The organism is Nitrosopumilus oxyclinae, assembly GCF_013407165.1.
GTDB classification, from domain to species: Archaea; Thermoproteota; Nitrososphaeria; order Nitrososphaerales; family Nitrosopumilaceae; genus Nitrosopumilus; species Nitrosopumilus oxyclinae.
In genome coordinates this window covers 1,290,089-1,311,870 of sequence record NZ_CP026994.1, presented here as the reverse complement: position 1 = coordinate 1,311,870, position 21,782 = coordinate 1,290,089, and the positions used below count along the sequence as shown (strand labels likewise).

Sequence of the window (21,782 nt, the reverse complement as noted above, 5' to 3'; positions counted from 1 at the left end):
TGTTAAATGAACAAAAATTTTATTTTCTTTGGAATTTTAGCCTCAATTTTGATTGGTAGTTCTTTTGGACTATTTTCAATTGAAAATTCATTTGCAGAAGAAGATTTTTCTGAAAATCAAGAAAACTCAAAGGCATATCAAAAACAGTTAGATAAACAAGAAAAAGAAATCAAAAAAGCTGATGAACGAAAACAAAAACTAGAAGATAAACAAGAAAAAGAAATCAAAAAAGCTGATGAACGAAAACAAAAACTAGAAGATAAACAAGAAAAAGAAATCAAAAAAGATGATGAACAAAAACAAAAACTAGAAGACAAAAAAGCAAAATTAGATTCTGATAGAAAAAAACTTGAAGAAAAATTATCCAAAAAAATAAACAAATATGAAGAAAAATTAAAAGAAATTAAATTAAAATATCAAAATAAGATTGAATCTGGTTTTACAGGGGATGTTGAAAAACTTTCTGACAAAACTGCAAAACTAGAAGATAAAATTGCTAAAAAAACAGATCAAATTCGTAAAAAATTATTAGAAAAACAAGAAAAATTAGATTCTAGAACTCAAAAAATTCTTGATAAAATCAACAATGATGATTACTTGGGTGATAAAATTTCCACTTTAAATTCATTTGAAACATACGAATTAAAATTTGATTCAGTAACCCTTACTGGAATTCGTGATAAAACCCAATTATCTACGCTTGAAGGTTTTATGATTTTCAATACTTTTGACAAAAGTAAATCTAATCTAAAATTGGAATTAGAAGAATGCGGAATTACTGTGGATAGTATACCTTTCAACTGTGGATTTGGAAAAGCTCGAACAACTTCATCAGGTGATTCTGGCTTAAAGGATTCTTTGGTAGTCTTAGCCTTTTTAGAAGATGATGTGCTTGCGGAAGTTTATTCTACGCTCAAAATTTCATTAAATGCTGATTCTCCTATAAATGAAATTACTGATTCAACTCAAGTTTCGATTTTGAATCCTCAAAGTAAAATTTCTGGTATGTGGTTTCTTGATGGAACTGGTACACTAACAAAAACTGTTTCAACAACAGATGACACAACAGATGACACAACAGATGACACAACAGATGACACAACAGATGACACAACAGATGACAATTCAGCAGGAAATGATATTTCTGTAGAATTAACAGAAGATCTAACTATTGCTGGGAACTAAAGATGAACCATAAAAACTCATTATATCTTTTGAGTTCTCTATTTGTTTTGATTCTTTTTACATCGTTTCCATTCTCATATGGGGATGTTGGAACCGTTTCTGTTAATTCATTTGATGTAGATTATAATATTGAAAATGGAATTCTTGATACAATTTTTTTGGATCCTGATTTTGTTGAATTAATTCTCACAATGGATACTTCTTCTGATGGGACAGTTGAGATCACAATTCCAAGATCACTATTGGATGCAAAATTTGACACATTTGACGATGAATTTTTTATTTTAGTTGATGGTTTTGAAACAGATTATGCTGAAATAGATTCTACATCAGAATCTAGAACTCTTGTAATTCCATTCTTTGGAGGTGATTCTTTTATTGATATTATTGGAACCGATGCACTCAATCCTTTTTCTCTAGAACCTGAAATTCCACCTTGGATTAAGAATAATGCTGGCTGGTGGGCAGATGGTCAAATAGATGACACTGCGTTCATTCAAGGAATTCAGTATTTGATAACTGAGGAAATAATGAATATTCCTCAAACCGAGTCTGGTGAGATATCTGGAAATGAAATTCCACCTTGGATTAAGAATAATGCTGGCTGGTGGGCAGATGGTCAAATAGATGACACTGCGTTCATTCAAGGAATTCAGTATTTGATCACAAATGGTATTTTGCAGGTATAATCAGGCTCAACCCAACAAATTATGCATGGATTTCAAATCTTTCTTGAATGGTTCTAAAGATTTTGGAATTTCAATTTTGATTGAATCTTTTAATGATAGATTTTGAGATTTCTTCTCATTCCATACTTTGGAATTGAATTCTGAAATTTCTTTTGTAACATTACTTTGCTCTTCAATATTTTCAGGTTCAACATGTTTTTGTTTGTGAATGCTATCTTTTGAATACAGTTCTTTCCAAAGATGTTCTGTAATAAATGGAGTAATTGGTGCTAATAATTTTAAAATTGTTGATAATGTTTTATGTAATGTGAAGATTGCACCATCTCTTTCTTCATCTGAGAATTCAATTCCATAAGCTCTTGCTTTTACCATTTCAATGTAGTGAGCCGCAAATACATTCCAAGTAAATTCTCTAATTGCAATTGCTGGAATAAAAAAGTTATATTCTTCATATCCTTTTTTACATTCTTTAACTAACTTGTCAAGCTCTGATAAAATCCATTCATCTGTTGCAGAAGGTTTTCCTGATTCAATTACTGGAAAATTAGACAAAAATCTTGACACATTCCACAACTTACTGAGGAATTTTTTTGTTGATTCAATTTTTTGCTCGTTACATCTAAAATCATATCCGTGGTTAATTTCACTTGCACTCCAAAATCTAAAAGTATCTGCACCTAATTTCTCAATTACAGGTAGAGGATCTATTGCATTGCCTTTACTTTTACTCATCTTCATTCCTTTTTCATCTAGACCATAACCCATGATCCAAGCTTCAGACCATGGTTTCTTTCCTGTTAACTGTTCACATCTAAGAAGTGTATAGTACAACCACGTTCTGACAATATCTTTTGCTTGAGGTCTAATTGATGCAGGATATACTTTTTTGAAAAATTCCTCATCTCTGTTAAATTTACTAATGAAAAGTGGAGATACGCTAGAATCCATCCATGTGTCAAATGTTCGCTCTTCCCCAACAAATTCTGTGGAATCACACTTGGTACAATTATTGATTGGACATTTCTCATTCCAGGGTTTATAGTATTTTCCAGGCTCAGGAACATGAGGTTCTGAGCATTTTTTACAGTACCATATTGGAATTTCAGTGCCATAGTACCTTCGTCTTGAAATTGGCCAGTCAATGTTGATGGATTCCAGCCAATTCATCAGGATTTGCTTATGCATTGGCGGATGAAATTCTATTTCTTCTCCTAAACTCTTAATTTTTGGAACTGCTTCTTTTTGTTTTAGATAATATTCCTCCATTGGAATAATTTCAATTGGTGTTTTACTTCTCTCTGATACTGGAGTTCGGTGAACAATATCTTCAGTTTTTTCTAGAAATCCTTTGGTTTCCAAATCTTCTATAATTTTTGTTCTTGCTTGTTTTGGTTTTAATCCTGTATATTCACCTGCAGCTTCAGTCATTCTTCCATCTAACCCTATTGCAACAATTTCTTCTAACTCTAATTCTCTAAATAATGCAACATCGTTTTGATCACCATAACTACACACCATTACAGCACCTGAACCAAATTCTTGTTGGGCTGAATGATGTGTTCTTAATTCAACTTCTGCATTAGTAATTGGAACAATTATTTTCTTTCCAATGTATTGTGCATATCTTTCATCTTCAGGATTTACAATGATGGTTCTACATGCACATAGTAATTCTGGCCTTGTACTTGCAATGATTATCTCTTTATCTGTATCTTTAATTTTGAATTTCATGTAAACTAGTTTTGTAGATAAATCTTCATAGATTATTTCTGCATCTGCTATTGTTGTACCTGATACCCAATCGTAATTGTTTGGTCTGTTTGCAAGATACACTTGTCCTTTTTTCCATAAATCAATAAATGTTGATTGAGTTAGTGTCCTGTATTCTTGTGAATCTGTTCTATAGTAATTTGCAAAATCTCCACTAAGCCCTAAACTTTTCATAATGAGAATCATCTCTGCTTCCAAATCATCTAGTGCTTCTCTACATAGATTCAGAAATTCACCTCTTTCTGTTTCCCTCATTCTAATTTTGTGTTTTTTTTCAGTGTAGAGTTCTACTGGAAGTCCATTCCTGTCAATTCCTATAGGGAAATAGACATTTTTGCCTGCCATCCTTGCAGTTCTTGCAATCATGTCGATCTGTGAATAATGTGCTGCAGCACCAATATGCCAAGGCCTACCTGATGGATATGGAGGAGGCGTATCTATTGTAAAATTGTCCTCTTGTGGTATAAAATCATAAATTTTTTCTTCTTCCCATTGTTTTAGAATTCCTTTTTCTAATTCTGGGTTCCATGCTTTCTCTGATATTTTAGGTTCCATTTTCTAATTATCTTTCTATGTTTGAAATAATATGAGATCCTTTGTTGTAACCTTCATAGATGTAAACACCTACTGCCTCTACATTTGATGGCATTTTTGGTACTAGCAATTTAATAATTTCACTTGAAAGGTTTTCAACTGTGGCCTCACCTTCTAACAGATATGTTGTATTTTTTGGAACTTGTAATTCAAACATTCCTTTAGGTCCTTCAAATTGAATTTGATAATGTGAGTCATCTTCTTTCTTTAGATATTTTCTGTTTATGAAAAATTTATGATCAAATACATTGACTACTTCTTTGATGATTCTTTTAGCTTCGCCAAAATCTAAAAGAAGATTGTCTTTCATTTGTCCTACAAGTTCAACCATTACTGATGATGTATGTCCATGTAGGATGGAGCATTTTTCAACTAGGGGAAGAATATGTGCATAATCAAATGAGAATGATGCATCCTCTAAGAATATGGAACCTGTCTGTGGAGTCTTATCATAAAATACAACATCTTGTAATTCTTTAATCTGTGCAACATATTTTGCATGTCCTATTGCCATTACTTTATCTTCAGGAAAATCTTCTTTGACTTGTTTGTATTTTTCAATATCCTCATCTGTATCAATTACTTCTATCAATCCCTTTTCAGTTTTGAAATCAATTACAACATCTGTTCCATTCTTTAGTGTAATTTTGTGATTGTATTCATAATCTTGTTCAAGAAATGTAAGCATCTGTGCTACTGTTAACTCAGTTCGAGTTTTGAGCAAGTTTCCTTTCTTGTCGATATATCGAAAATCTGAATCTAATATTGTAGGACTTGAAGCCATGTGAAGTCAACTGACTTTGGATATAATATAAATTCTGTAATGATTGTGCCTAAAATTCTTCATTTACAGCTATTCCAAAGAATTTAGAATTTTAGCCAGATTGACATCGTTTTTTGTTATGCCTCCTGCATCATGAGTTGTTAATTCTATGGTGATTCTATTATACACGTTAAACCACTCTGGATGATGATTCATTTTTTCAATTTCCATTGCTGCCCTGGTCATAAAACCAAATGCTTGATTGAAGCTCTCAAATTGAAATTCCTTGTGTAGTTTTTCATTTACAACACTCCAGCCGGAGAGATTCTTTAATTGCTCCTCGATGTCTAGTTGTGATAATCGCATCATACTGTATCACATTTAATCTTAAATTAAAAGATTGATTCATTACCCTTTATGGGAAATGGGGAGTAAGTCAAAATGGATGATATGAACAAAGAGTTACTTGAGAATATTAAGAATTCTATTTCTGAAACTGTCCAAGTAAAGAAAATTGGAATCGCTTTTTCTGGTGGTGTTGATAGTACATTAATATCAAAAATTTGCTCCGATATGGATTTTGATATATCATTACTTACGATTGGATTTTCAGAATCCCATGATATTTTATTTGCAAAACATGTCAATGAATTTCTAAAATATCCTCATCATGTTTTAGAAATTGATCCAGACAAATTTTCATCTATTTCTTCAAAAATTAATCAAACAATAAAAACAGACAATCTATCTTGGAATGAAAATTGTATTGCTTTTCATTATGTTTCAAAACTTGCAAACTCTTTAGATCTTGATACTGTAATTACTGCAAATGGTATAGATGAATTATTTTGCGGCTACAATGCGTATAGAGAAGCATATTCTGGTGGAGAATCGCAAATCAATGAAGTGATGCTGGCTAAATTAGATAATGAACTAAAAATGATGAAGGCTGTAAATCAAGTTGCATCTGAATTTGGAGTGACCATACTCCAGCCATTACTCTCAGAAAAATTCATCAAATATGCAAAAACTGTTCCTATATCTGAAAAAATTCATGACTCTGAAGATCTATATCGTAAACACATTATTCGTAAATTAGCAAGTGAAGTCAACGTTCCAGAACTTTCTTGTACAAAACGAAAAAAGGCATTACAGTATGGTACTAAAATTCACAAAGCTTTGTTAAAAACTCGATAATGAAATAGAGTTCTTGAGAATGATTCAAGCCTTTTTGGGCCCTGAACTAAAACAATGATTCCCTTTGACGGACTTGAATCATATGATTTGTGCCTATGTTATTTGAAATAACATACAGTACCTAATGTATGAAAATCATAATTAAAATTCATTGAGACGTAGTACATTCCTAATCCGTATTGGAATAGTCTTATTGATTGCAAATACGGTTTTGGCATTTTTCTTCCCAACTGTATCATCTTCAATGAATGTTGATTTTAGTGGAAATGATTCTACAATATTTCAAAATCTATCTTCATATCTCTTGTTTATTGTTAAGATTATTACTAATTTAGCTGGATTTGGCTCTTTGATAGCAGGAATTGCAATATATTTACAAGACAAACGAACAGGGACGGTTAGTTATTTTTCTGTCCCAAACAGACCAGTTGATATAACTCGACAAACAATTTTTGCATTTATCCCTGGATTGGATTTGTATGCTTCTTACAAAGTAAAAAAATTAACAATCTATATCCTCGTAATCTTTGGAATTGCAATTCCTGCAATGATCTTGGTGTCATTTTTACCAGATTCTCAATATAATTATCTCCTTGTAGAAAGTATTGTACTACCTGTTGCAATTTATCTAATTAGGAAATGGTCAAAGAAATGGAACGATGACTTTATGAAACAATCACGGAGTAGTGCTATTCAATGACATTAGAAAATAGAAAAAAACGTAGTCCCTTATGGTATGAATTACCGATATTGTTTTCTATTCTTGGAGGATTGATCTCTTACTTTGCAATTCGAAAAGACGATCCCATCAAGGCTAAACGATGTATAATTGTAGGAATAGTATTTTCACTCCCAATCCTCTTTTCAATTGGTATGTTTTTGTTTAGTTTAGGGGGAGCATTTTATGTTGTTTCAAGTGGTAGTATGATGCCTGAATTAGAAGTTTATGATGTAGTTACTGCTGATAAAAATTTCCCATTTGAAAATTTGTCAGTGGGTGATATCATTGTATTTGATAGACCTTCTGATCATAATAGAATAATTTTACATAGAATTGTGGAGGTACTAAATGATAATCCACTTACCTTCAAAACTAAAGGTGATGCAAATCCTGCATCAATTCCAGGTACTGATTTTCCAATCACTGAATCAGAATATGTAGGAAAAATCAATAATATCATTCCTGATGTTGGAGGGATTACCCAAATTCTTCGCCCTCCTACTAATTTGATAATTTATCTAATTGAATTTGTAGTTTTTTTAATCCCAATAATCCTTCATATTAAATTTAGAAGAGAAAATAGGGTTTCAAACTAAAACAACAATTCCCTTTGAAAGCCTAGGATTATTTCATTGAAATTTGGATTTGTAATTACCAAGATTAGAAACTTTATGAGGTTATTATTGATCAAAATATCATGAAAAAATCATCTATTGCAATAATTATCAGCATCACAGTAATGGTGATTTTTGTAATATCGCAGACAAATAACTATAGTGAGAATGCAGAATACAAAAGTAAACGTACTGAATACATAGAAAATGCATCCACGGTTACCGTCACTGGAATTCTACAACATTGGAAACCAATTGATGGACCATCATACGCAGTTATTCCTGAAGAAGAAATGAATGTCAATATGAATAATGGTAGAATTTTTCTATATGGTGAAAAATTAAGTCCATCACTACACGATAAGAAAGTAACAGTTACTGGAAAATTAATTGAAAGTTATGTTGATTTTCAACTTGAGACATTAGGAATGGCATTTGGAGGAGATCCTGATTCTGCTGCAATTTTTGTATCAGGTATTGAAATAATTGAAAATGAATTAAATTCTATTCCATAATCTATACAGGATTAGAGTCCTGAACTAAAACACTAAGACTCTTTAACTGACTAAAATCAAAAGATTTTGCCTGTGACGAGTACGGCTCTCATAGAAATGAAAACTAGACTTTCTATATTTCACGCCTATCTGCGTCCATTTTCATCCCCAAAATGGCAGGTGAATTCAACTCTTAAGATATGGTAGTTCTAAAATCTCTTAAAGAAATTTCTTAACTGTATTTTGTACTGATCTTTCTACATTTTTTATGATTGCAGGAGATGCACCAAGGTGTTTCTCCGGTGAGAAGATAGAATCAATTTCTTTTTCAGTTAATTTTGAATTGAATGCTTTGTCGTTTTTTATTGCATCTTTGTAGAACATTCCTTTGTCATTTGCCTCAAATGCAACTCTTTGAACATCTCTGTATGCCTCAAATCTTGGAATTCCTTTTTTGATTAGAGCTTCCAAAACAAACTCTGCAAAGATTTGCCCCTTTGTGATGTATAGGTTATCTACAATTCTTTTCTCATTTACCATCAAGTTTGAAATAATTCTAGTCATAGTTTCAAGCATTTCATCAACTAGAATTGAAACAGTTGGAAGAATAAATCTCTCATTTGCTGAATTTGAAAGATCTCGCTCATGCCATAGTGGAATATTTTCAAATGCAACTGCAACTTGACTCCTTACTAGTTTTGATAATGATGACACTCGTTCACTTTTAATTGGATTTCTTTTAACTGGAACTGCACTACTGCCCATCTGTCCTTTCTTGAATTGTTCTGCAACTTCTCCAATCTCAGTTCTTTGTAAATTTCTAATCTCTATTGCAATTTTTTCCAAAGTGGCCCCAATTAATGCCAGTTCAAACACATATTCTGCATATCTTTCTCTAGGGACAACTTGTGTTGTAACTTCTGCTGGGAATAATTTTAATCGTTTAGCAGCTCTTTTTTGTACTTCAAGTGACTTTGCACCCATGAGAGAACCAGTTCCTACAACACCTAGTGTCTTGCAAATTAGAATTCTTTTCTTAATTTCTTCAATTCGTTCTACATGTTTTGCCATCTCTGCAGCCCAATTTGCAAACTTTAATCCAAATGAAATGATACTTGCATGCTGACCATGTGTTCGACCGACTGCTGGAATCTTTCCATGTTTTACAGCTTTTTTTGCAAGAATTGATGCCATCTTTGCGACTTTAGGTTCAATAATTTGTAATGCATCCCTCATTTGCATTGAGTTACTTGTATCAACTAAATCATTACTTGTTAATCCATAATGTATCCAAGGTCTTGCATTTTTACTACATTTCTCACTTAGTGATTCTACTAGTGCTGCAGTATCGTGATCACTTTTTGCCTCTAATTGTTTAATTCTTTTTGCAGTAATTTTTCCAGACATTGCAGCTCTGTGAATTTCTTTACCTATGCTTTTTGAGATCATACCTATTTCACTTTGAGAAATGGCAGCAGCCCCCTCGATCTCTAATTGATAGTCTACTTTTTTTTGCTCACTGAAAATATCCATCATTTCTTTGGTACCATAACGACCATTATCAATAGGTAAAATTGCCAATATTTCTAATCGGTACACATCGAAAATAAATCTACTTATGAATTTTGAACTTAATCCACTCTATCTCTTAATTGGTGACAATCACACAAGCAACCTTTTTCACAATTAACTCGCTTGCAATCAGAACAAATATTTTTTCTCCAGTATGGTGCCGTGTTCATACTAATACCTCTGTGTTGCCTTGAAAGTTCCTTTTTTCACTTGAAGAAGAATTTTAATCAAATACAAAGTCCAAATTCCCATTAAGATATAGTACAAAATACTTACATCCGGTTCCTCTGGAATTTCACTTGATTCTTCCTTTACTGGCATATCATATGGAGGCATGTATACAATTCCAAGTAGAATTGGAATTCCTAATAATACAATTATTGGCACTACCATGATTTTGTTAATTATATGGGCTGTAATTGGTATAGATTTTTGCTACTGAATGAAAATACATATCTCTCATATCTTCTTCCACGCAAACAGCTAACAAATTAACAATATCAGTTGATGTGATAATCCCAATCACTTTACCGTCATCGATGACTGGTAATTTTCTTATTCCTCTGTCATGCATTAAATCTGCTGCAGTTCTTACAGTTTCATCTGGATTGATTGAAAATAATGGAGTTGACATTATTTTTTTGATTGGAGTAGAAATTTGATATGCATGAGCTGCAATTTTAATTGCAAAGTCTCTATCTGTGACAATTCCTATTGGTAAGTTATCTTCCATTACGATAACTGCTCCAACTTTTGCATCTTCCATCATTTTTGCAGTTTCATTTACTGTTAATTTTGCATCAACAGAGATCACTGATTTGGTCATCACATCTGAGATAGTAATTGTTTTAGCATCTGCCATCTTAAGTTACTGTACCACTAATTCCATTTTATATGGTCTACTCAAATACCAAAGATGAAAATCATCTCAGATAATCTAAATTGACTTTAACTTCTTGTTCTCTTTCTTACAGTTGCTACTTTCTTTGATGATCTAGCTTCTTTTGTCTTTGCAGTTGATTTACTTACTTTACCTTCAGTTTTCATACTTTTACCGCTTCTTCTAGCTGCTCGAGAAGCTTTAGCTCTCAATGATTGCTCTTCTTTTTGTTTTTCCTTTTCCTTTTCTGTTAATTGTTTTCTTACCACAAATAATGAAATGATTTAATCATAGATAAACCAGATCATCAATTTCATGAATGGTTTTTCTAATTAATTGGATTGTTTTGAAATTATTTTACAAATCTTCTGATGATTTAAATTGGATTGAAGGGAATTTTCACCAATACTCATGTCTTCTAGTACACCAAGAAAAATTGGAGAGAACCAATACCAAATTGATGCTGATTCAAATCTTGGCATGAAAGTTCCTGTGAGAATCTATGCTGATGAGCCATTAATGCAAAAAATGCTCTCTGATAGGACAATAATGCAGGCAAAAAATGTAGCCTGTATTCCTGGTATAGTTAGTCATAGTACAGTTTTACCTGACGGGCATGAAGGCTATGGTTTTCCAGTAGGTGGGGTCGCAGCTATGGATGCAGAAGAAGGAATGATTAGTCCTGGAGGTGTTGGTTATGATATTAATTGTGGAGTACGTTTACTTCGTTCTAATTTATCTGAAGATTTAGTTCGTTCAAAACTAAAAGAATTGGTAACAGATCTTTTTAGCTCTATACCATCTGGTGTAGGATCTAAAGGTGCAGTAAAACTAACTCCTTCGGAACTTGATGAAGTTTTGGTAAGAGGAGTGGACTGGGCAATTGATCATGGTTATGGCTCATCTGATGATTCAGATGTTTGTGAAGAGAATGGAAAAATTCAAAATGCTGATCCAGACAAAGTTTCTGATAAAGCAAGAAAAAGAGGTGCACCTCAACTTGGAAGTTTAGGTTCTGGAAATCATTTTTTAGAAGTACAAAAAGTTGCAGAAATTCATGATGAAGAAGCAGCAAAGAGAATGGGAATAGAAGAAGGAACAATTACAGTTTTAATTCATTGTGGCTCTAGAGGATTTGGTCATCAGGTGTGTAGTGATTATCTCCGAGTGGCAGAGCAAGCTATGGAAAAATATAATATCAATTTACCTGATAGAGAACTTGCATGTGTCCCAAATAGTTCTGAAGAAGGTGAATCTTATAGAAAAGCAATGTTTTCTGCATTAAATTTTGCTTGGAGTAATAGACAAATGCTAACTCATTGGACGAGAAATTCTTTTCAACGTGTATTTAATCAATCAGAGTCTGATCTTGATATGAAACTAGTTTATGATGTTGCTCATAATATTGCTAAAGTTGAAAAACACAAAGTTGATGGAGCAGAACGTAATTTGGTAGTTCATAGAAAAGGTGCAACAAGAGCGTTTCCTGCAAATCGAAATGAAATTCCGTTAAAATACCGTGATTTAGGACAACCTGTTTTAGTTCCAGGCTCTATGGGTACTTCTAGCTGGATTTTACTTGGGAAACCAAATTCAATGAATTTGAGTTTTGGATCTACTGCTCATGGTGCAGGAAGAACAATGTCTCGTTCAAAGGCTAGAAGAAATTTTACTGAGGATGATGTTAAAAAATCACTAAATGACAAAGGCATATTCATCAAAGCCTTAACTAGAGATGGAGTTGTTGAAGAAACCCCTCAAGCCTACAAAGATGTTGATTCTGTAGTTAATGTCTCTCATAATTTGGGAATTGCCACAAAAGTTGCAAAATTAGTGCCTATTGGTGTGATTAAAGGTTGAGCGAAGAAGATTCTGAACTAGAAAGACTAAAGGCTAAACGACTAGCTGAAATGCAAAAAAATATTTCTACAAAACAAAACGTAGAGCCAACTCCTGATGCTGAAAAAGAAAAAGTTACTGAAAATCCGAGGGATTCTCTTATCAAAATACTTGGATTTAGAGGACTAGAAGTTTTACAAAATGCAGAATCTCAATTCCCCAATGAAACAAAAATGATAATTGAAAAATTATCTGAATTAATTAAAACTGGAGAAATTAATGAGAGTATTGATGGGGGAAAGTTATTGACATTGTTTAGATCAGTTGGTATCAATGTTAGAATGGCTACAAAAATTAATGTAGAACAAGATGGAAAATTTGTTTCTTTAACTGATAAACTTAGTAATCAACCCTCTGATGATGGTGATGAGTAATGAATATTGTTTTAGAAATTGGAACAAAAAATTATGCAGATGATCTACTAACAATCAAAAAAGCATTATCTCATATGGAAAGTCTTGTATCGGGTTATAATGGATATGTTCTAAGTGATCCTTTACCAAAATTTGGATGGACATTTTTTAAATTAGCAATTAAACCTAATTTACAAAGTGGAATTGAAGAAAAGTTTTCTGATATGATTAATAAATATCAGGCAAATGATCAAGCAGGAAAATTTGCAAAATTTATGACAGATTATTTTGTTTCTAAAGGTTGTGATATTAAAATAAAAATATCTGACTAAACTCTTCTTCCTCTTTTTCCACCTTTCTTTCTAGTGGTGTCATGAGGAATTGGTGTTACATCATCAATTCTTCCAATTTTAAATCCGCCTCTTGCTAATGCTCTAATTGCTGCTTGTGCACCTGGACCAGGAACTCTGGAACCAACTCCACCTACAGCACGAACTCTGATATGAAATCCCGTAAATCCTTTTGTTCTTGCAGATTCTACAACTGCATTTGCTGCTTTCATTGCGGCAAATGGTGATGATTCGTATCTATCTGCAGTTACATGAATTCCACCAGAACTAATTGATACTGTTTCTGCACCTGTAAGGTCGGTCATGTGAATAATTGTATTATTATAACTACTGTAAATATGGGCAATTCCCCATTTTTCAGGACCTTCTTTTTTTGTCTCTGGTTGAGCTTTTGATTCTTGAGCAGATTCGGTTTTTACTTCTTCTGCAGCTTCAGTCTCTTCAACTACAGCCTCAGTCTTTTCTACTGGTGCTTCTTGAATCTCAGCTTCTGTTTCTGACAATGTCTAATCAGGCCTTAAAGGGTTTAAAATACATTGATTTTTCAAAACTATCATAATTTAGGCACTATTAGATATCCAATGACTATTCATATACTGTAATCATCTGGATGCATTAAATGGCATCAATTCTGTTTTTGGCAATTGGTATAGCAGTTGCAACTGCATTAATGGCTTCAGTGGCAATTCATTTTTTGACCCCGATCGGCGATTCTGGTTTATCCCCTCAAGAACAAAGCTGTCAACTGATTGCTAATGAAGGATATAGAATTCATGCTACGTATCCTGATTCTACCCCTGATGAACTTCCTAATGATGATTTTAAACGCTTGATGTATCTAGATGAAATATGGATTACTGAATGTGTTAACGTTTTACCTGCAGAATCTATTTTTAGTATTGTAAATAATGTTGAACGTGATTTCTCATATGGGGAATAATTATTTGAAATGCTTCCAACCTTTATCTTGTAATTGAACTAAATTATTATCATTTTTAAGATACACACCTTTTCCTGAAGTGACAAAACCTATCTCTATAATTGGTATTTTCAATAATTTTGCATTCTTTACAATAGTTTTTTTATGGTTTTGAGATGCGGTGAAAACAAATTCATATTCTTCTCCACCATTGAATACAAAATTATTCAAATTCAATTTATGAGCTTTTACAAAATTCTCCAAATCTTTTGATGCTGGAATTTTAGTTATGATGAATTTATTTTTGCTTTGTTTTGCCATTTCATTTAATGTAGTAGATAAACCATCACTGGAATCCATTGATGATGAAAAATATTTCTTGTTTTTTATTCCAAAATTGAGTCTAGGTTTTGGTTTAATTACTGAATTAATTGATTTTTTCACAAAATCTGGCTTTCCTCTTTTTTTACCTAGAATCATATTCAATCCAGCTGCTGTATATCCGAATGGACCAGTAACAAATATCAGATCTTTTTTCTTTGAATTCCTTCTTGAAACTATTTTGTCTACAATTCCAAAAAGACATACGTTGAATACAATTTCCTTGCCTCCGTTTGTATCCCCTCCTAAAATTGAAATATTGAATTCTTTTGATGCTTTTCTAAAACCAGAAACAATTTCGTTAATTTTTGAGCGTGAAATAGTATTTGGAAGATTTATTGAAATCATTCCATATGATGGTTTGACCCCCTTTGAGGCAAAATCACTTACACATGCCACTATACTTTTCCTTGCAGCGTCAGATAATTTCATTTTAGATGGAATATCTGTACTTTGTACTAGCGTGTCAGTTTTTGCCACAATTTTATTTTTACCTAAATTAAAAACTTCTACATCTTCTGATTCGAATTTTTTTTTACCTAATCCCTTCTGAAAAATTTCAATTATTGATGTTTCATCTAATTTTTTCATAACTTTGATTTACCATTTTTATCGTATCCTTGACTATCTCTTTGCATTTTTCTTTATTATTTGATTCTGCTGAAACTCTAATGATGTCTTCTGTATTTGATTTTCTAATTAGCACCCAACTATCTTCATCGATAATTCCTTTGATTCCATCTAATGTAATTATTTCAGAATAATCTTTTGAAAAATTTGATTTCACTTCTTCGATAACTTTGTCATGAAATTCTGAATCAATGTCAGTTTTATCTCTAATCTGATTATAACTTTCCATAAAATTTAGTATCTCGTTAAATTTTGAACCATCTAGCATGGATGCAATTAGACCGCTTGTAAGAATCCCTTCTCTGCAATAATTGAATTCTGGTAAAATAAAACCTCCACTACTGCCTTCCCCTCCAGCTTGTGCATTATTCTCTAGCATGAGATCTATTACGTTTGCTTCTCCTACTTTGGATCTTTGTACAGTTCCTCCTTTCTCTTTGATGAATTTTTCAACTGATACACTAGTATCAATACTTAGAACGAATTTTTTGTAGCCTAACTCCAATGATTTTGCTACGCCTAAACCCAGTGTCACGTCTGGTGTTTGTTTTTTTCCGTCTTTAACAACTACCAATCGATCTCCGTCTAAATCAAATGCAAATCCGATGTCTTTTTTATTAGTCGTAGTAATTAATTCTGATAAATTATCTGATGTTGGATCAGGTCCTCTTGAGCACCCAGAAATATTTTCATTAATTACTTGAACATCACATCCAATTTCTCTTAGTAATAATGGAGCAAAATCTTTAGCAGCTCCTCCTCCAATATCTACTGCAATTTTTGGCCTGTTTTCCAATTTTCCTATGATTTTTTTTGCATCTTCTATGTATGATGTGGTAATTTCAGTTTCAATACCGATTTTTGTTTTTACAATATCCTGATGTTGGATGATTTGTGGAAGTTCATCCTCGTTTATCCCTCTGCCCTCAATGATGAATTTCATCCCATTCCATTCTAATGGATTGTGAGATGAAGAAATTACTAAACCTGCTCCGTAATTTCTTGCTTCTCTGAAAACTACTGGAGTTGGAACTGTTCCTAAATTAAAAACATCAATCCCATTTTTCATCAATGCTGCAGTTGCTGAGTTTTTTACCATTGAACCTGAAGGTCTAGTATCTTTTCCAATAACACATTTTTTTGATTTTATTAATGATGAAAAATTATTGCAAAATTCTAATACATCTTTTAGGTTAAGATCTTCTCCAAATATTCCTCTAATCCCTGAAATTGTTTTTTTCATTTAGTCCATTTCGGAAAGGCTTTTTATTAACTCTGATGGATTTACCCAAACGTGCCTTGGTAGCTCAGCCTGGTAGAGCGAACGCCTCGTAAGCGTTAGGTCGCGGGTTCGTACCCCGTTCAAGGCTTTGATAATTTTTTAAAAATGTCTAGATAATTGTTAATCTGATTCTTCGAAGGTTTCAATATCTGTTTCTAGTTCTTTTCCTAAACCTTCCCACCATTGTTTTGTTTGATCTACCAAATATTCCCCTCACAATTAACTTAGAATTGTCCTTTATAGATCTGTCGGTTGATTTACCATTGAGTAATTACTGATAATTTTTTAAAATATACTAATTTTCTTTTTGTTCTTCTTTCTTGTTTTTCATCTTTCTATAGATGATTATCATTAGTGTAGCACCTGCACAACCCCAAAATAATTCAGATGTTCCATTTTGTATCCCATATGGTATGAATACACCTACAAAACCTAATGTCATAATTGCAACAAGGGCCAACCCTATCATTTCAAGTAATTTTGCCATTTCTCTATTGATTTTTCTAAATCAAAAAGATATATGGTTTTGTAAATCAAGAAATTTGTGGATAAATATCTATTAGTTATTTTAATTTTCATGGTTGTGACTATACCCATTGCATTTGTTGAACCCTCGTCTGGAGAATTCCGTGATCCTCCAATTATTCCATTATTTTATGCTGCCATTGCAGGAATCATAATTATTTTTGCGTACAGCACATTCAAAGAAAGAAAAGAAAGACATGCAGCTAATGCAAAAAGAAGATCTAGAAAATAGATTTTAAAGTTCTAATCCAAATGAACCTGCAATACTTGAGAAATTCATGTAAGAGTCCAAGTATTGTCTGCCTTTGGAAGTAATTACAAAAGTATTCTTACCATCAAATTCTATCTTGTTGATTAGACCGGCTCCTGTCAAATTTTCCAAGAATTTTGATAATCTTGAATGTGATAGATTTGCCTTTGTAAGTAATGATGTTGTTTTGATGCCTTCTTGGCCAGACTGCTGAGTAGCATCTAGTAAATCTGCAACAATTTGCATACTGGTTCTATAGGAAGCCATACGTAACTAATTCTAAAACTATGATATAAGGGTATTACCATTAATTCAGATCAGATAAATAAGCTCTGGAATGATTTCCGTGCAATGTCTTCCCAATCCCCTATCCCTTGGTTTGATGACTTTGTAGGTGTTGCGTATAGATATTATGATTTGAGAATGAATGTAGTCCCATTATTTACTGATAGAAAAGAAGCAGCATCTATTTGGCATGATACAATTCATTCTTGGGTTGATCCATCAATTAAAATCCGATTTTTAGAGATTGATGACAATTATTGGTTTATCATGGGATCAGACTCTCAGAAACCTGATACGAATCTATCTTTTTTTAAAGAATTACCAAAATCAGAAAATTATGAACGATTCAAAAAAGGCCATGCAGGTGAAGCATATTTACGATTAGGAGTGTATGCAGACAAATCTTTAGATGATGTAAAAAAAGATGCAGTATGCAATTGTAGTCATGAAGCTCAAGATCATGATGAAGGTGACGGTGATGTTTGCTTGTTTAATTCATGTGATTGTAAGAAATTTTCAAGTTTTCAAGTTAATTTACTAAAAAAGAAAAAAACAATCACTGACATCAAATTTTTAGAAGAGAAAGATCTAAAAAATGATCCTCTTGTTTGGAATTGTATTAATACAAATAAACTTTCAAAATTAGAATAAAATTAATCTAAATGCTTGTTTACTCTAACGTGTTCCCCTGGATAATATTCATTGAGTTGTTTTGAATAACATTTACCACATAATGTACCGTCAATTTTCCATTCTTCCATTGCTTTAAAGTGCAATTCTATGGTTTCACTACAAATCACACATTTTTCTTTTTTACCCAAAGTGACATTGCTTTTTTAACTCGATATAAAAAACATTCCCGATTAAATCATACTTGAAAAAATTATGTTAAATATTACTGCTTTATATTCAATTTAGGTAGGCAGTCTGACCAATGTAAACCTCCTGCAAGATTTTTACTTGGTTGGGCTTCTACCTTTGAAATTAGAATAAACTAGTTGTGAGTTTTTTCAATGCTAAGATTTCATCTTCCCCTTGTCTGATTTTTTTATCAATTACACGAAGCATTGCATCATTCCATACATGTTGTGAGAAGAAGTTATGCTTGGTATTTGCCAATTCAATCTCATCATCAACTACTGTATCTTCAAGAAATTTAGTTACTACTACATCTGTAATCTTTAAAATTCTAGAATTTAGTTTGAAACTACGAAAAATAGGTTCTAATTTCCTAATGTCTCCTTTAAAATCACCATTTGATTCTAGAATTTTTTTATGAAGAATTCTAAAATACACTGCAACAAAAAATAAAGTTGCATATCTTTTTGTTTTATGCCCGCCTTGTTTTCCATATTTTAATGACTTTTTTGCATATTCTTTTACAAGATACGGATATAGCAAAATTCGATAATCGTCTTTGAGATTATCATTGAATATATCATCATACTTACTTCCTCTTGGAAGAAATTGCGCTGGTGAACTATATGCTTCTGTAGGTCTTTGTTCAATTCCTGCAACTAAAGATTGAATTGCATCTTTTGCAACAATAACTTTCTTATGATTATCTGGAAGATAACTATTGTATATTGCGTCTCCCACATATTCACATTGTTTTGATTTTGTTTTAGTATCAAAAGAACCTGCTTGAATTTCATAAAAATAACCACAACTTTTCAACTGCGATTTAACTGATTTATGAAAATCCATTAATGAAACTAAATCTTTTCCTCTAACTGAGTTTTGGGAATTTCTATACTTTGTAATGTTATTTTGTTCTTGTTCATCGTCTGCTTTGATTATTGTAACAGTCATTGAACCATCCATATTTTTTGTTCTCTTAGAATGATCAAGGATGGAATTTGATGTTTGTGCTCCGTTAACAATTTGGGGTGCATGTAGTTCAATCAAATTTTCTCCTAATTCTGAAAAATCACTAACTACAATAGTTATTCCATTGTTGTAAAAGAAAAATTTGCCTGGATTACTTTGCAATGTTTCTCTTAACCCTTTGTTAACTGTAGTTTTAAATTGCATCCATTGTCTAATGTTGGATTCAAAGACATAATCTCTATTCTTACTTACAAATTCTGTCAATTCACGTAGCTTTAAAATTCCTAGTATGGTGTTTTCGTGTCTTAACATCCTTTCTAATTTAATTGATGATTTTTTTCCTGCTGCTGGTTTTTTTATTCTATCCCATAATTTTTGAATTATTACTTTTTGATCAATGATTTCTACCAAATCATCTGAATAATCTACATCTTGATCTGTAACATAACAGCATTTTATCTTTAGATTTTTTTCTTTAATTTTAGTAACAAGTTGGGCAAGTTCAGGTCTCATGTTTACTACATCTTTTGCAAGTAATCTTTTTGCATCTTCTTTGAATTTAGCTATAGCTTCTAGAGAATGCGAGGTTCCATATTTTGATTGGAATAATCTAATAGTGTTATCTGAAAAATCTACTGGAAGGTAGGCATCAATTCCAAGATCATTTGCTCCATCTACAATTGCATCTGCAGCATCGTCTTCAGTAGCCTCAAAAACTCTTGTTAGAATCCATTGAAGAAAATTGTTTCCTTTCTCTACTTCGCTTTTTGAATTTTCAGCATATTCATGAATACTTTCTTGTATGTTCTCTGCAAATCCTTCCAGAGGTGGACTGGAATTCTTTTGAACTAATAATGTGTGAGAGCCAGGTATGTATTCTAACAATCCATTTCCGTTTTGAGCCAATTATGTCTTCTAATATGTTATATATTTAGAGAATTGGGTAATTATGTAATAACTCTGAAAAGGAAATGATGTGATTTGCTAAAAAAAATAATCTTAACTGGAATTGTAATTGTTTTTGTAATTATCATAATTGGTTTAGTTACTTTTGATTCTTCTATGGAGAAAATCCCTCAAGAACCTGAAGTAGTTGTTACAGGGGATGTTATAATGTCAACAAAATCTTCTCGTCCTGGATGTGAGGAGTTTGACAGATGTTACATTCCATCTATAATTACCATTGATTCTGGAAATCAAGTTACTTGGTTAAATGAAGATTCTGCATTTCATAGTGTTACTTCGGGATTTTATGGTGAGCCTTCTGATCTATTTGATAGTGGGCATTTAGATCCATACGAATCATTTACTTTTGATTTTAATGAAGAAGGCACTTATGATTATTTTTGTACTCTTCATCCTTGGATGCAGGGACAGGTCGTAGTAGGATAAAGGTACCCGAGGGAGTCGAACCCCCTTGTATAAGCTTTGCAGGCTCACGCATAACCGTTCTGCCAGAGTACCGTTTTAAAAAACACAAAATGAACAATTAAACTCTTTAGATTAGAATTTGTTAAATGGTTTAGAAGCCAACTTCACATCTTCCCCTTTTACCGTTTTTCTACTAGCATGGGAAGCCATATCTACTGCACTTTTAGCAATACCATCTGCAATTTCTTCAATTGTCCTTCTTAATTCTTCTGCAGACTCATCACTAACCCTCTCTGCACCTGCTTTTTTTAGAATTCTATACATTGCAGATAACCCTAATTCTGATGATTTCATGAATTTAGTTTTAATTTTTTCCGAAAAAAGATAATGAGTGAAAAAATATCACTAAGGAATCGATTTATACAGACTATTTGAATAATTTTTAAAGAAATGACTTGGTATTTTGATTCTCACATACATTTGTCTGATCCAGAATATGTTTCTGATATGGAATTTATCTTAAAACAAATGGAATTTTTAAAAATTAAAGCATGTTGTGTGTCTATGGATTACAATAATTCAATACAGACATTAGAACTTGCTAAAAAAAGCAATCTAATTTTACCATTCATAGGAATTCATCCTGAATGTGCAAATGAAGAACTAGAAAATATTTCCAAATTAATTGAAGATAATCATGATCATATTTCTGGGATAGGTGAAATTGGATTAGATCCAACTTATGTTACCAAAAATGAAGATGCAATAAAACAAAATAATGTATTTGAAACATTATTATCATTTGCTGAAAAATTCAACAAACCTGTATCCATCCATTCAAGAAAAAGTCTTGATGATGTTTTTGAAATTATGACTTCGTATGATACAAAACATGCATTATTGCATTGGTTTGATGGAAGTAAAAAACAACTTCAAAAAGCCATGGACATGGGATTTTTTGTATCTTTTGGACCAGTAATGATTTATGCAAATGATAAGCAAACTTTATTGTCAAAAACTGATGAATCTCAAATCCTTGTTGAAACCGATGGGCCTGTGAGATTTTCTAGATGTTTTGATATGAAATCCGGACAAATCAGCTTTATACCTAGTGTGATTTTTTGTGCTTCAAAAATTTTAGGTAAATCTTTTGATGATATGGCAACCTTGTTAGAATCAAATTCAAACTCATTTCTTGGAATATAGGTATAAAATACCCCCCTCATGT

The 21,782-nt window shown here is 32.2% G+C and carries 29 protein-coding genes and 1 tRNA gene; 15 read left to right on the top strand and 15 right to left on the bottom strand.

Annotated features, from left to right (window positions below; all coding sequences use genetic code 11):
• Positions 1-6 precede the first annotated feature (6 nt).
• The gene (locus tag C5F49_RS07910) at positions 7-1,185 is read left to right on the top strand and encodes a hypothetical protein (RefSeq protein ID WP_179362446.1); all 1,179 of its coding nucleotides are present in this window, start codon (positions 7-9) and stop codon (positions 1,183-1,185) included.
• A 47-nt stretch (positions 1,186-1,232) separates the two neighbouring features.
• A complete protein-coding gene (locus C5F49_RS09805) occupies positions 1,233-1,874 on the top strand; it encodes a hypothetical protein (protein WP_425489621.1) in 642 nt (213 codons plus the stop codon).
• A 6-nt stretch (positions 1,875-1,880) separates the two neighbouring features.
• On the opposite strand, the gene C5F49_RS07900 is transcribed toward C5F49_RS09805, so the two are convergent.
• From C5F49_RS07900 to C5F49_RS07890, 3 genes are all read right to left on the bottom strand, one after another.
• Positions 1,881-4,199 (bottom strand): valine--tRNA ligase, encoded by a 2,319-nt coding sequence (locus tag C5F49_RS07900; RefSeq protein WP_179362444.1) that lies wholly within the window; start codon positions 4,197-4,199, stop codon positions 1,881-1,883.
• A 7-nt stretch (positions 4,200-4,206) separates the two neighbouring features.
• A complete protein-coding gene (locus tag C5F49_RS07895; RefSeq protein ID WP_179362443.1) occupies positions 4,207-5,022 on the bottom strand; it encodes a 6-pyruvoyl trahydropterin synthase family protein in 816 nt (271 codons plus the stop codon).
• 69 nt (positions 5,023-5,091) lie between these two features.
• Entirely contained in the window at positions 5,092-5,370 is a 279-nt protein-coding gene (locus C5F49_RS07890) for a 4a-hydroxytetrahydrobiopterin dehydratase (protein ID WP_179362442.1), read from the bottom strand.
• Between the two features lie 72 nt (positions 5,371-5,442).
• Here C5F49_RS07890 and C5F49_RS07885 point away from each other — a divergent pair, with 72 nt between their 5' ends.
• From C5F49_RS07885 to C5F49_RS07870, 4 genes are all read left to right on the top strand, one after another.
• Positions 5,443-6,198 carry an asparagine synthase C-terminal domain-containing protein gene (locus C5F49_RS07885; RefSeq protein ID WP_179362441.1) on the top strand — a complete coding sequence of 252 codons (756 nt, stop codon included), beginning with the start codon at positions 5,443-5,445 and terminating at the stop codon, positions 6,196-6,198.
• A gap of 193 nt (positions 6,199-6,391) precedes the next feature.
• Positions 6,392-6,898, top strand: a complete 507-nt coding sequence (locus C5F49_RS07880) for a hypothetical protein (protein WP_179362440.1) — start codon at positions 6,392-6,394, stop codon at positions 6,896-6,898.
• Complete coding sequence (locus C5F49_RS07875) at positions 6,895-7,515, top strand: signal peptidase I (protein ID WP_179362439.1); 621 nt, start codon at positions 6,895-6,897, stop codon at positions 7,513-7,515. Before C5F49_RS07880 ends, C5F49_RS07875 begins: the two co-directional genes overlap by 4 nt.
• A gap of 101 nt (positions 7,516-7,616) precedes the next feature.
• Positions 7,617-8,048, top strand: a complete 432-nt coding sequence (locus tag C5F49_RS07870; protein ID WP_179362438.1) for a hypothetical protein — start codon at positions 7,617-7,619, stop codon at positions 8,046-8,048.
• Positions 8,049-8,246: 198 nt separating this feature from the next.
• Here the strand turns inward: C5F49_RS07870 and purB are convergent, their stop codons facing one another.
• From purB to C5F49_RS07850, 4 genes are all read right to left on the bottom strand, one after another.
• Positions 8,247-9,608, bottom strand: a complete 1,362-nt coding sequence (gene purB / locus C5F49_RS07865) for an adenylosuccinate lyase (protein ID WP_179362437.1) — start codon at positions 9,606-9,608, stop codon at positions 8,247-8,249.
• 162 nt (positions 9,609-9,770) lie between these two features.
• The gene (locus C5F49_RS07860) at positions 9,771-9,992 is read right to left on the bottom strand and encodes a hypothetical protein (protein WP_179362436.1); all 222 of its coding nucleotides are present in this window, start codon (positions 9,990-9,992) and stop codon (positions 9,771-9,773) included.
• A 7-nt stretch (positions 9,993-9,999) separates the two neighbouring features.
• Positions 10,000-10,461 (bottom strand): CBS domain-containing protein, encoded by a 462-nt coding sequence (locus C5F49_RS07855; RefSeq protein WP_179362435.1) that lies wholly within the window; start codon positions 10,459-10,461, stop codon positions 10,000-10,002.
• An 86-nt stretch (positions 10,462-10,547) separates the two neighbouring features.
• Entirely contained in the window at positions 10,548-10,748 is a 201-nt protein-coding gene (locus C5F49_RS07850; protein WP_179362434.1) for a hypothetical protein, read from the bottom strand.
• A gap of 142 nt (positions 10,749-10,890) precedes the next feature.
• Between C5F49_RS07850 and C5F49_RS07845 the strand changes: the two genes are divergently transcribed.
• From C5F49_RS07845 to C5F49_RS07835, 3 genes are read left to right on the top strand one after another with little or no spacing between them, the layout of a single operon-like run.
• Complete coding sequence (locus C5F49_RS07845) at positions 10,891-12,339, top strand: RtcB family protein (protein WP_179362433.1); 1,449 nt, start codon at positions 10,891-10,893, stop codon at positions 12,337-12,339.
• Complete coding sequence (locus C5F49_RS07840) at positions 12,336-12,752, top strand: DNA-binding protein (RefSeq protein ID WP_179362432.1); 417 nt, start codon at positions 12,336-12,338, stop codon at positions 12,750-12,752. Before C5F49_RS07845 ends, C5F49_RS07840 begins: the two co-directional genes overlap by 4 nt.
• Positions 12,752-13,063, top strand: coding sequence for a hypothetical protein (locus C5F49_RS07835; protein WP_179362431.1), 312 nt, complete (start codon positions 12,752-12,754; stop codon positions 13,061-13,063). The genes C5F49_RS07840 and C5F49_RS07835 overlap by 1 nt, the downstream gene beginning before the upstream one ends.
• Here the strand turns inward: C5F49_RS07835 and C5F49_RS07830 are convergent.
• The gene (locus C5F49_RS07830) at positions 13,060-13,584 is read right to left on the bottom strand and encodes a 30S ribosomal protein S11 (protein ID WP_179362430.1); all 525 of its coding nucleotides are present in this window, start codon (positions 13,582-13,584) and stop codon (positions 13,060-13,062) included. The genes C5F49_RS07835 and C5F49_RS07830 overlap by 4 nt on opposite strands.
• Before the next feature lie 116 nt (positions 13,585-13,700).
• On the opposite strand from C5F49_RS07830, the gene C5F49_RS07825 reads away from it, so the two are divergent.
• Positions 13,701-14,021, top strand: a complete 321-nt coding sequence (locus C5F49_RS07825; protein ID WP_179362429.1) for a hypothetical protein — start codon at positions 13,701-13,703, stop codon at positions 14,019-14,021.
• Here the strand turns inward: C5F49_RS07825 and thiL are convergent, their stop codons facing one another.
• The gene (thiL, locus tag C5F49_RS07820; RefSeq protein WP_179362428.1) at positions 14,022-14,972 is read right to left on the bottom strand and encodes a thiamine-phosphate kinase; all 951 of its coding nucleotides are present in this window, start codon (positions 14,970-14,972) and stop codon (positions 14,022-14,024) included. It abuts the gene before it with no gap.
• Positions 14,956-16,254 carry a phosphomannomutase gene (locus tag C5F49_RS07815; RefSeq protein WP_179362427.1) on the bottom strand — a complete coding sequence of 433 codons (1,299 nt, stop codon included), beginning with the start codon at positions 16,252-16,254 and terminating at the stop codon, positions 14,956-14,958. The genes thiL and C5F49_RS07815 overlap by 17 nt, the downstream gene beginning before the upstream one ends.
• A gap of 53 nt (positions 16,255-16,307) precedes the next feature.
• On the opposite strand from C5F49_RS07815, the gene C5F49_RS07810 reads away from it, so the two are divergent.
• Positions 16,308-16,381: transfer RNA gene (locus tag C5F49_RS07810), tRNA-Thr, on the top strand.
• 207 nt (positions 16,382-16,588) lie between these two features.
• Here C5F49_RS07810 and C5F49_RS07805 read toward each other — a convergent pair.
• Positions 16,589-16,780, bottom strand: coding sequence for a hypothetical protein (locus C5F49_RS07805; protein WP_179362426.1), 192 nt, complete (start codon positions 16,778-16,780; stop codon positions 16,589-16,591).
• A gap of 57 nt (positions 16,781-16,837) precedes the next feature.
• Here C5F49_RS07805 and C5F49_RS07800 point away from each other — a divergent pair, with 57 nt between their 5' ends.
• On the top strand, positions 16,838-17,050 hold the full coding sequence (locus tag C5F49_RS07800) for a hypothetical protein (protein ID WP_179362425.1): 213 nt from the start codon (positions 16,838-16,840) through the stop codon (positions 17,048-17,050).
• A gap of 3 nt (positions 17,051-17,053) precedes the next feature.
• On the opposite strand, the gene C5F49_RS07795 is transcribed toward C5F49_RS07800, so the two are convergent.
• Positions 17,054-17,314, bottom strand: a complete 261-nt coding sequence (locus C5F49_RS07795; RefSeq protein WP_179363640.1) for a winged helix-turn-helix domain-containing protein — start codon at positions 17,312-17,314, stop codon at positions 17,054-17,056.
• 105 nt (positions 17,315-17,419) lie between these two features.
• On the opposite strand from C5F49_RS07795, the gene C5F49_RS07790 reads away from it, so the two are divergent.
• The gene (locus tag C5F49_RS07790) at positions 17,420-18,004 is read left to right on the top strand and encodes a hypothetical protein (protein ID WP_179362424.1); all 585 of its coding nucleotides are present in this window, start codon (positions 17,420-17,422) and stop codon (positions 18,002-18,004) included.
• 2 nt (positions 18,005-18,006) lie between these two features.
• Here the strand turns inward: C5F49_RS07790 and C5F49_RS07785 are convergent, their stop codons facing one another.
• Positions 18,007-18,174, bottom strand: a complete 168-nt coding sequence (locus C5F49_RS07785; protein ID WP_179362423.1) for a hypothetical protein — start codon at positions 18,172-18,174, stop codon at positions 18,007-18,009.
• 163 nt (positions 18,175-18,337) lie between these two features.
• Positions 18,338-20,089: an AIPR family protein gene (locus C5F49_RS07780; protein WP_179362422.1), complete on the bottom strand. Its 1,752-nt coding sequence runs from the start codon at positions 20,087-20,089 to the stop codon at positions 18,338-18,340.
• A 75-nt stretch (positions 20,090-20,164) separates the two neighbouring features.
• Here C5F49_RS07780 and C5F49_RS07775 point away from each other — a divergent pair, with 75 nt between their 5' ends.
• Positions 20,165-20,575: a cupredoxin domain-containing protein gene (locus tag C5F49_RS07775; protein ID WP_179362421.1), complete on the top strand. Its 411-nt coding sequence runs from the start codon at positions 20,165-20,167 to the stop codon at positions 20,573-20,575.
• Positions 20,576-20,686: 111 nt separating this feature from the next.
• On the opposite strand, the gene C5F49_RS07770 is transcribed toward C5F49_RS07775, so the two are convergent.
• Positions 20,687-20,908, bottom strand: coding sequence for a histone family protein (locus tag C5F49_RS07770; protein WP_179362420.1), 222 nt, complete (start codon positions 20,906-20,908; stop codon positions 20,687-20,689).
• A 96-nt stretch (positions 20,909-21,004) separates the two neighbouring features.
• On the opposite strand from C5F49_RS07770, the gene C5F49_RS07765 reads away from it, so the two are divergent.
• Positions 21,005-21,760 (top strand): TatD family hydrolase, encoded by a 756-nt coding sequence (locus C5F49_RS07765; RefSeq protein ID WP_179362419.1) that lies wholly within the window; start codon positions 21,005-21,007, stop codon positions 21,758-21,760.
• Positions 21,761-21,782 lie beyond the last annotated feature (22 nt).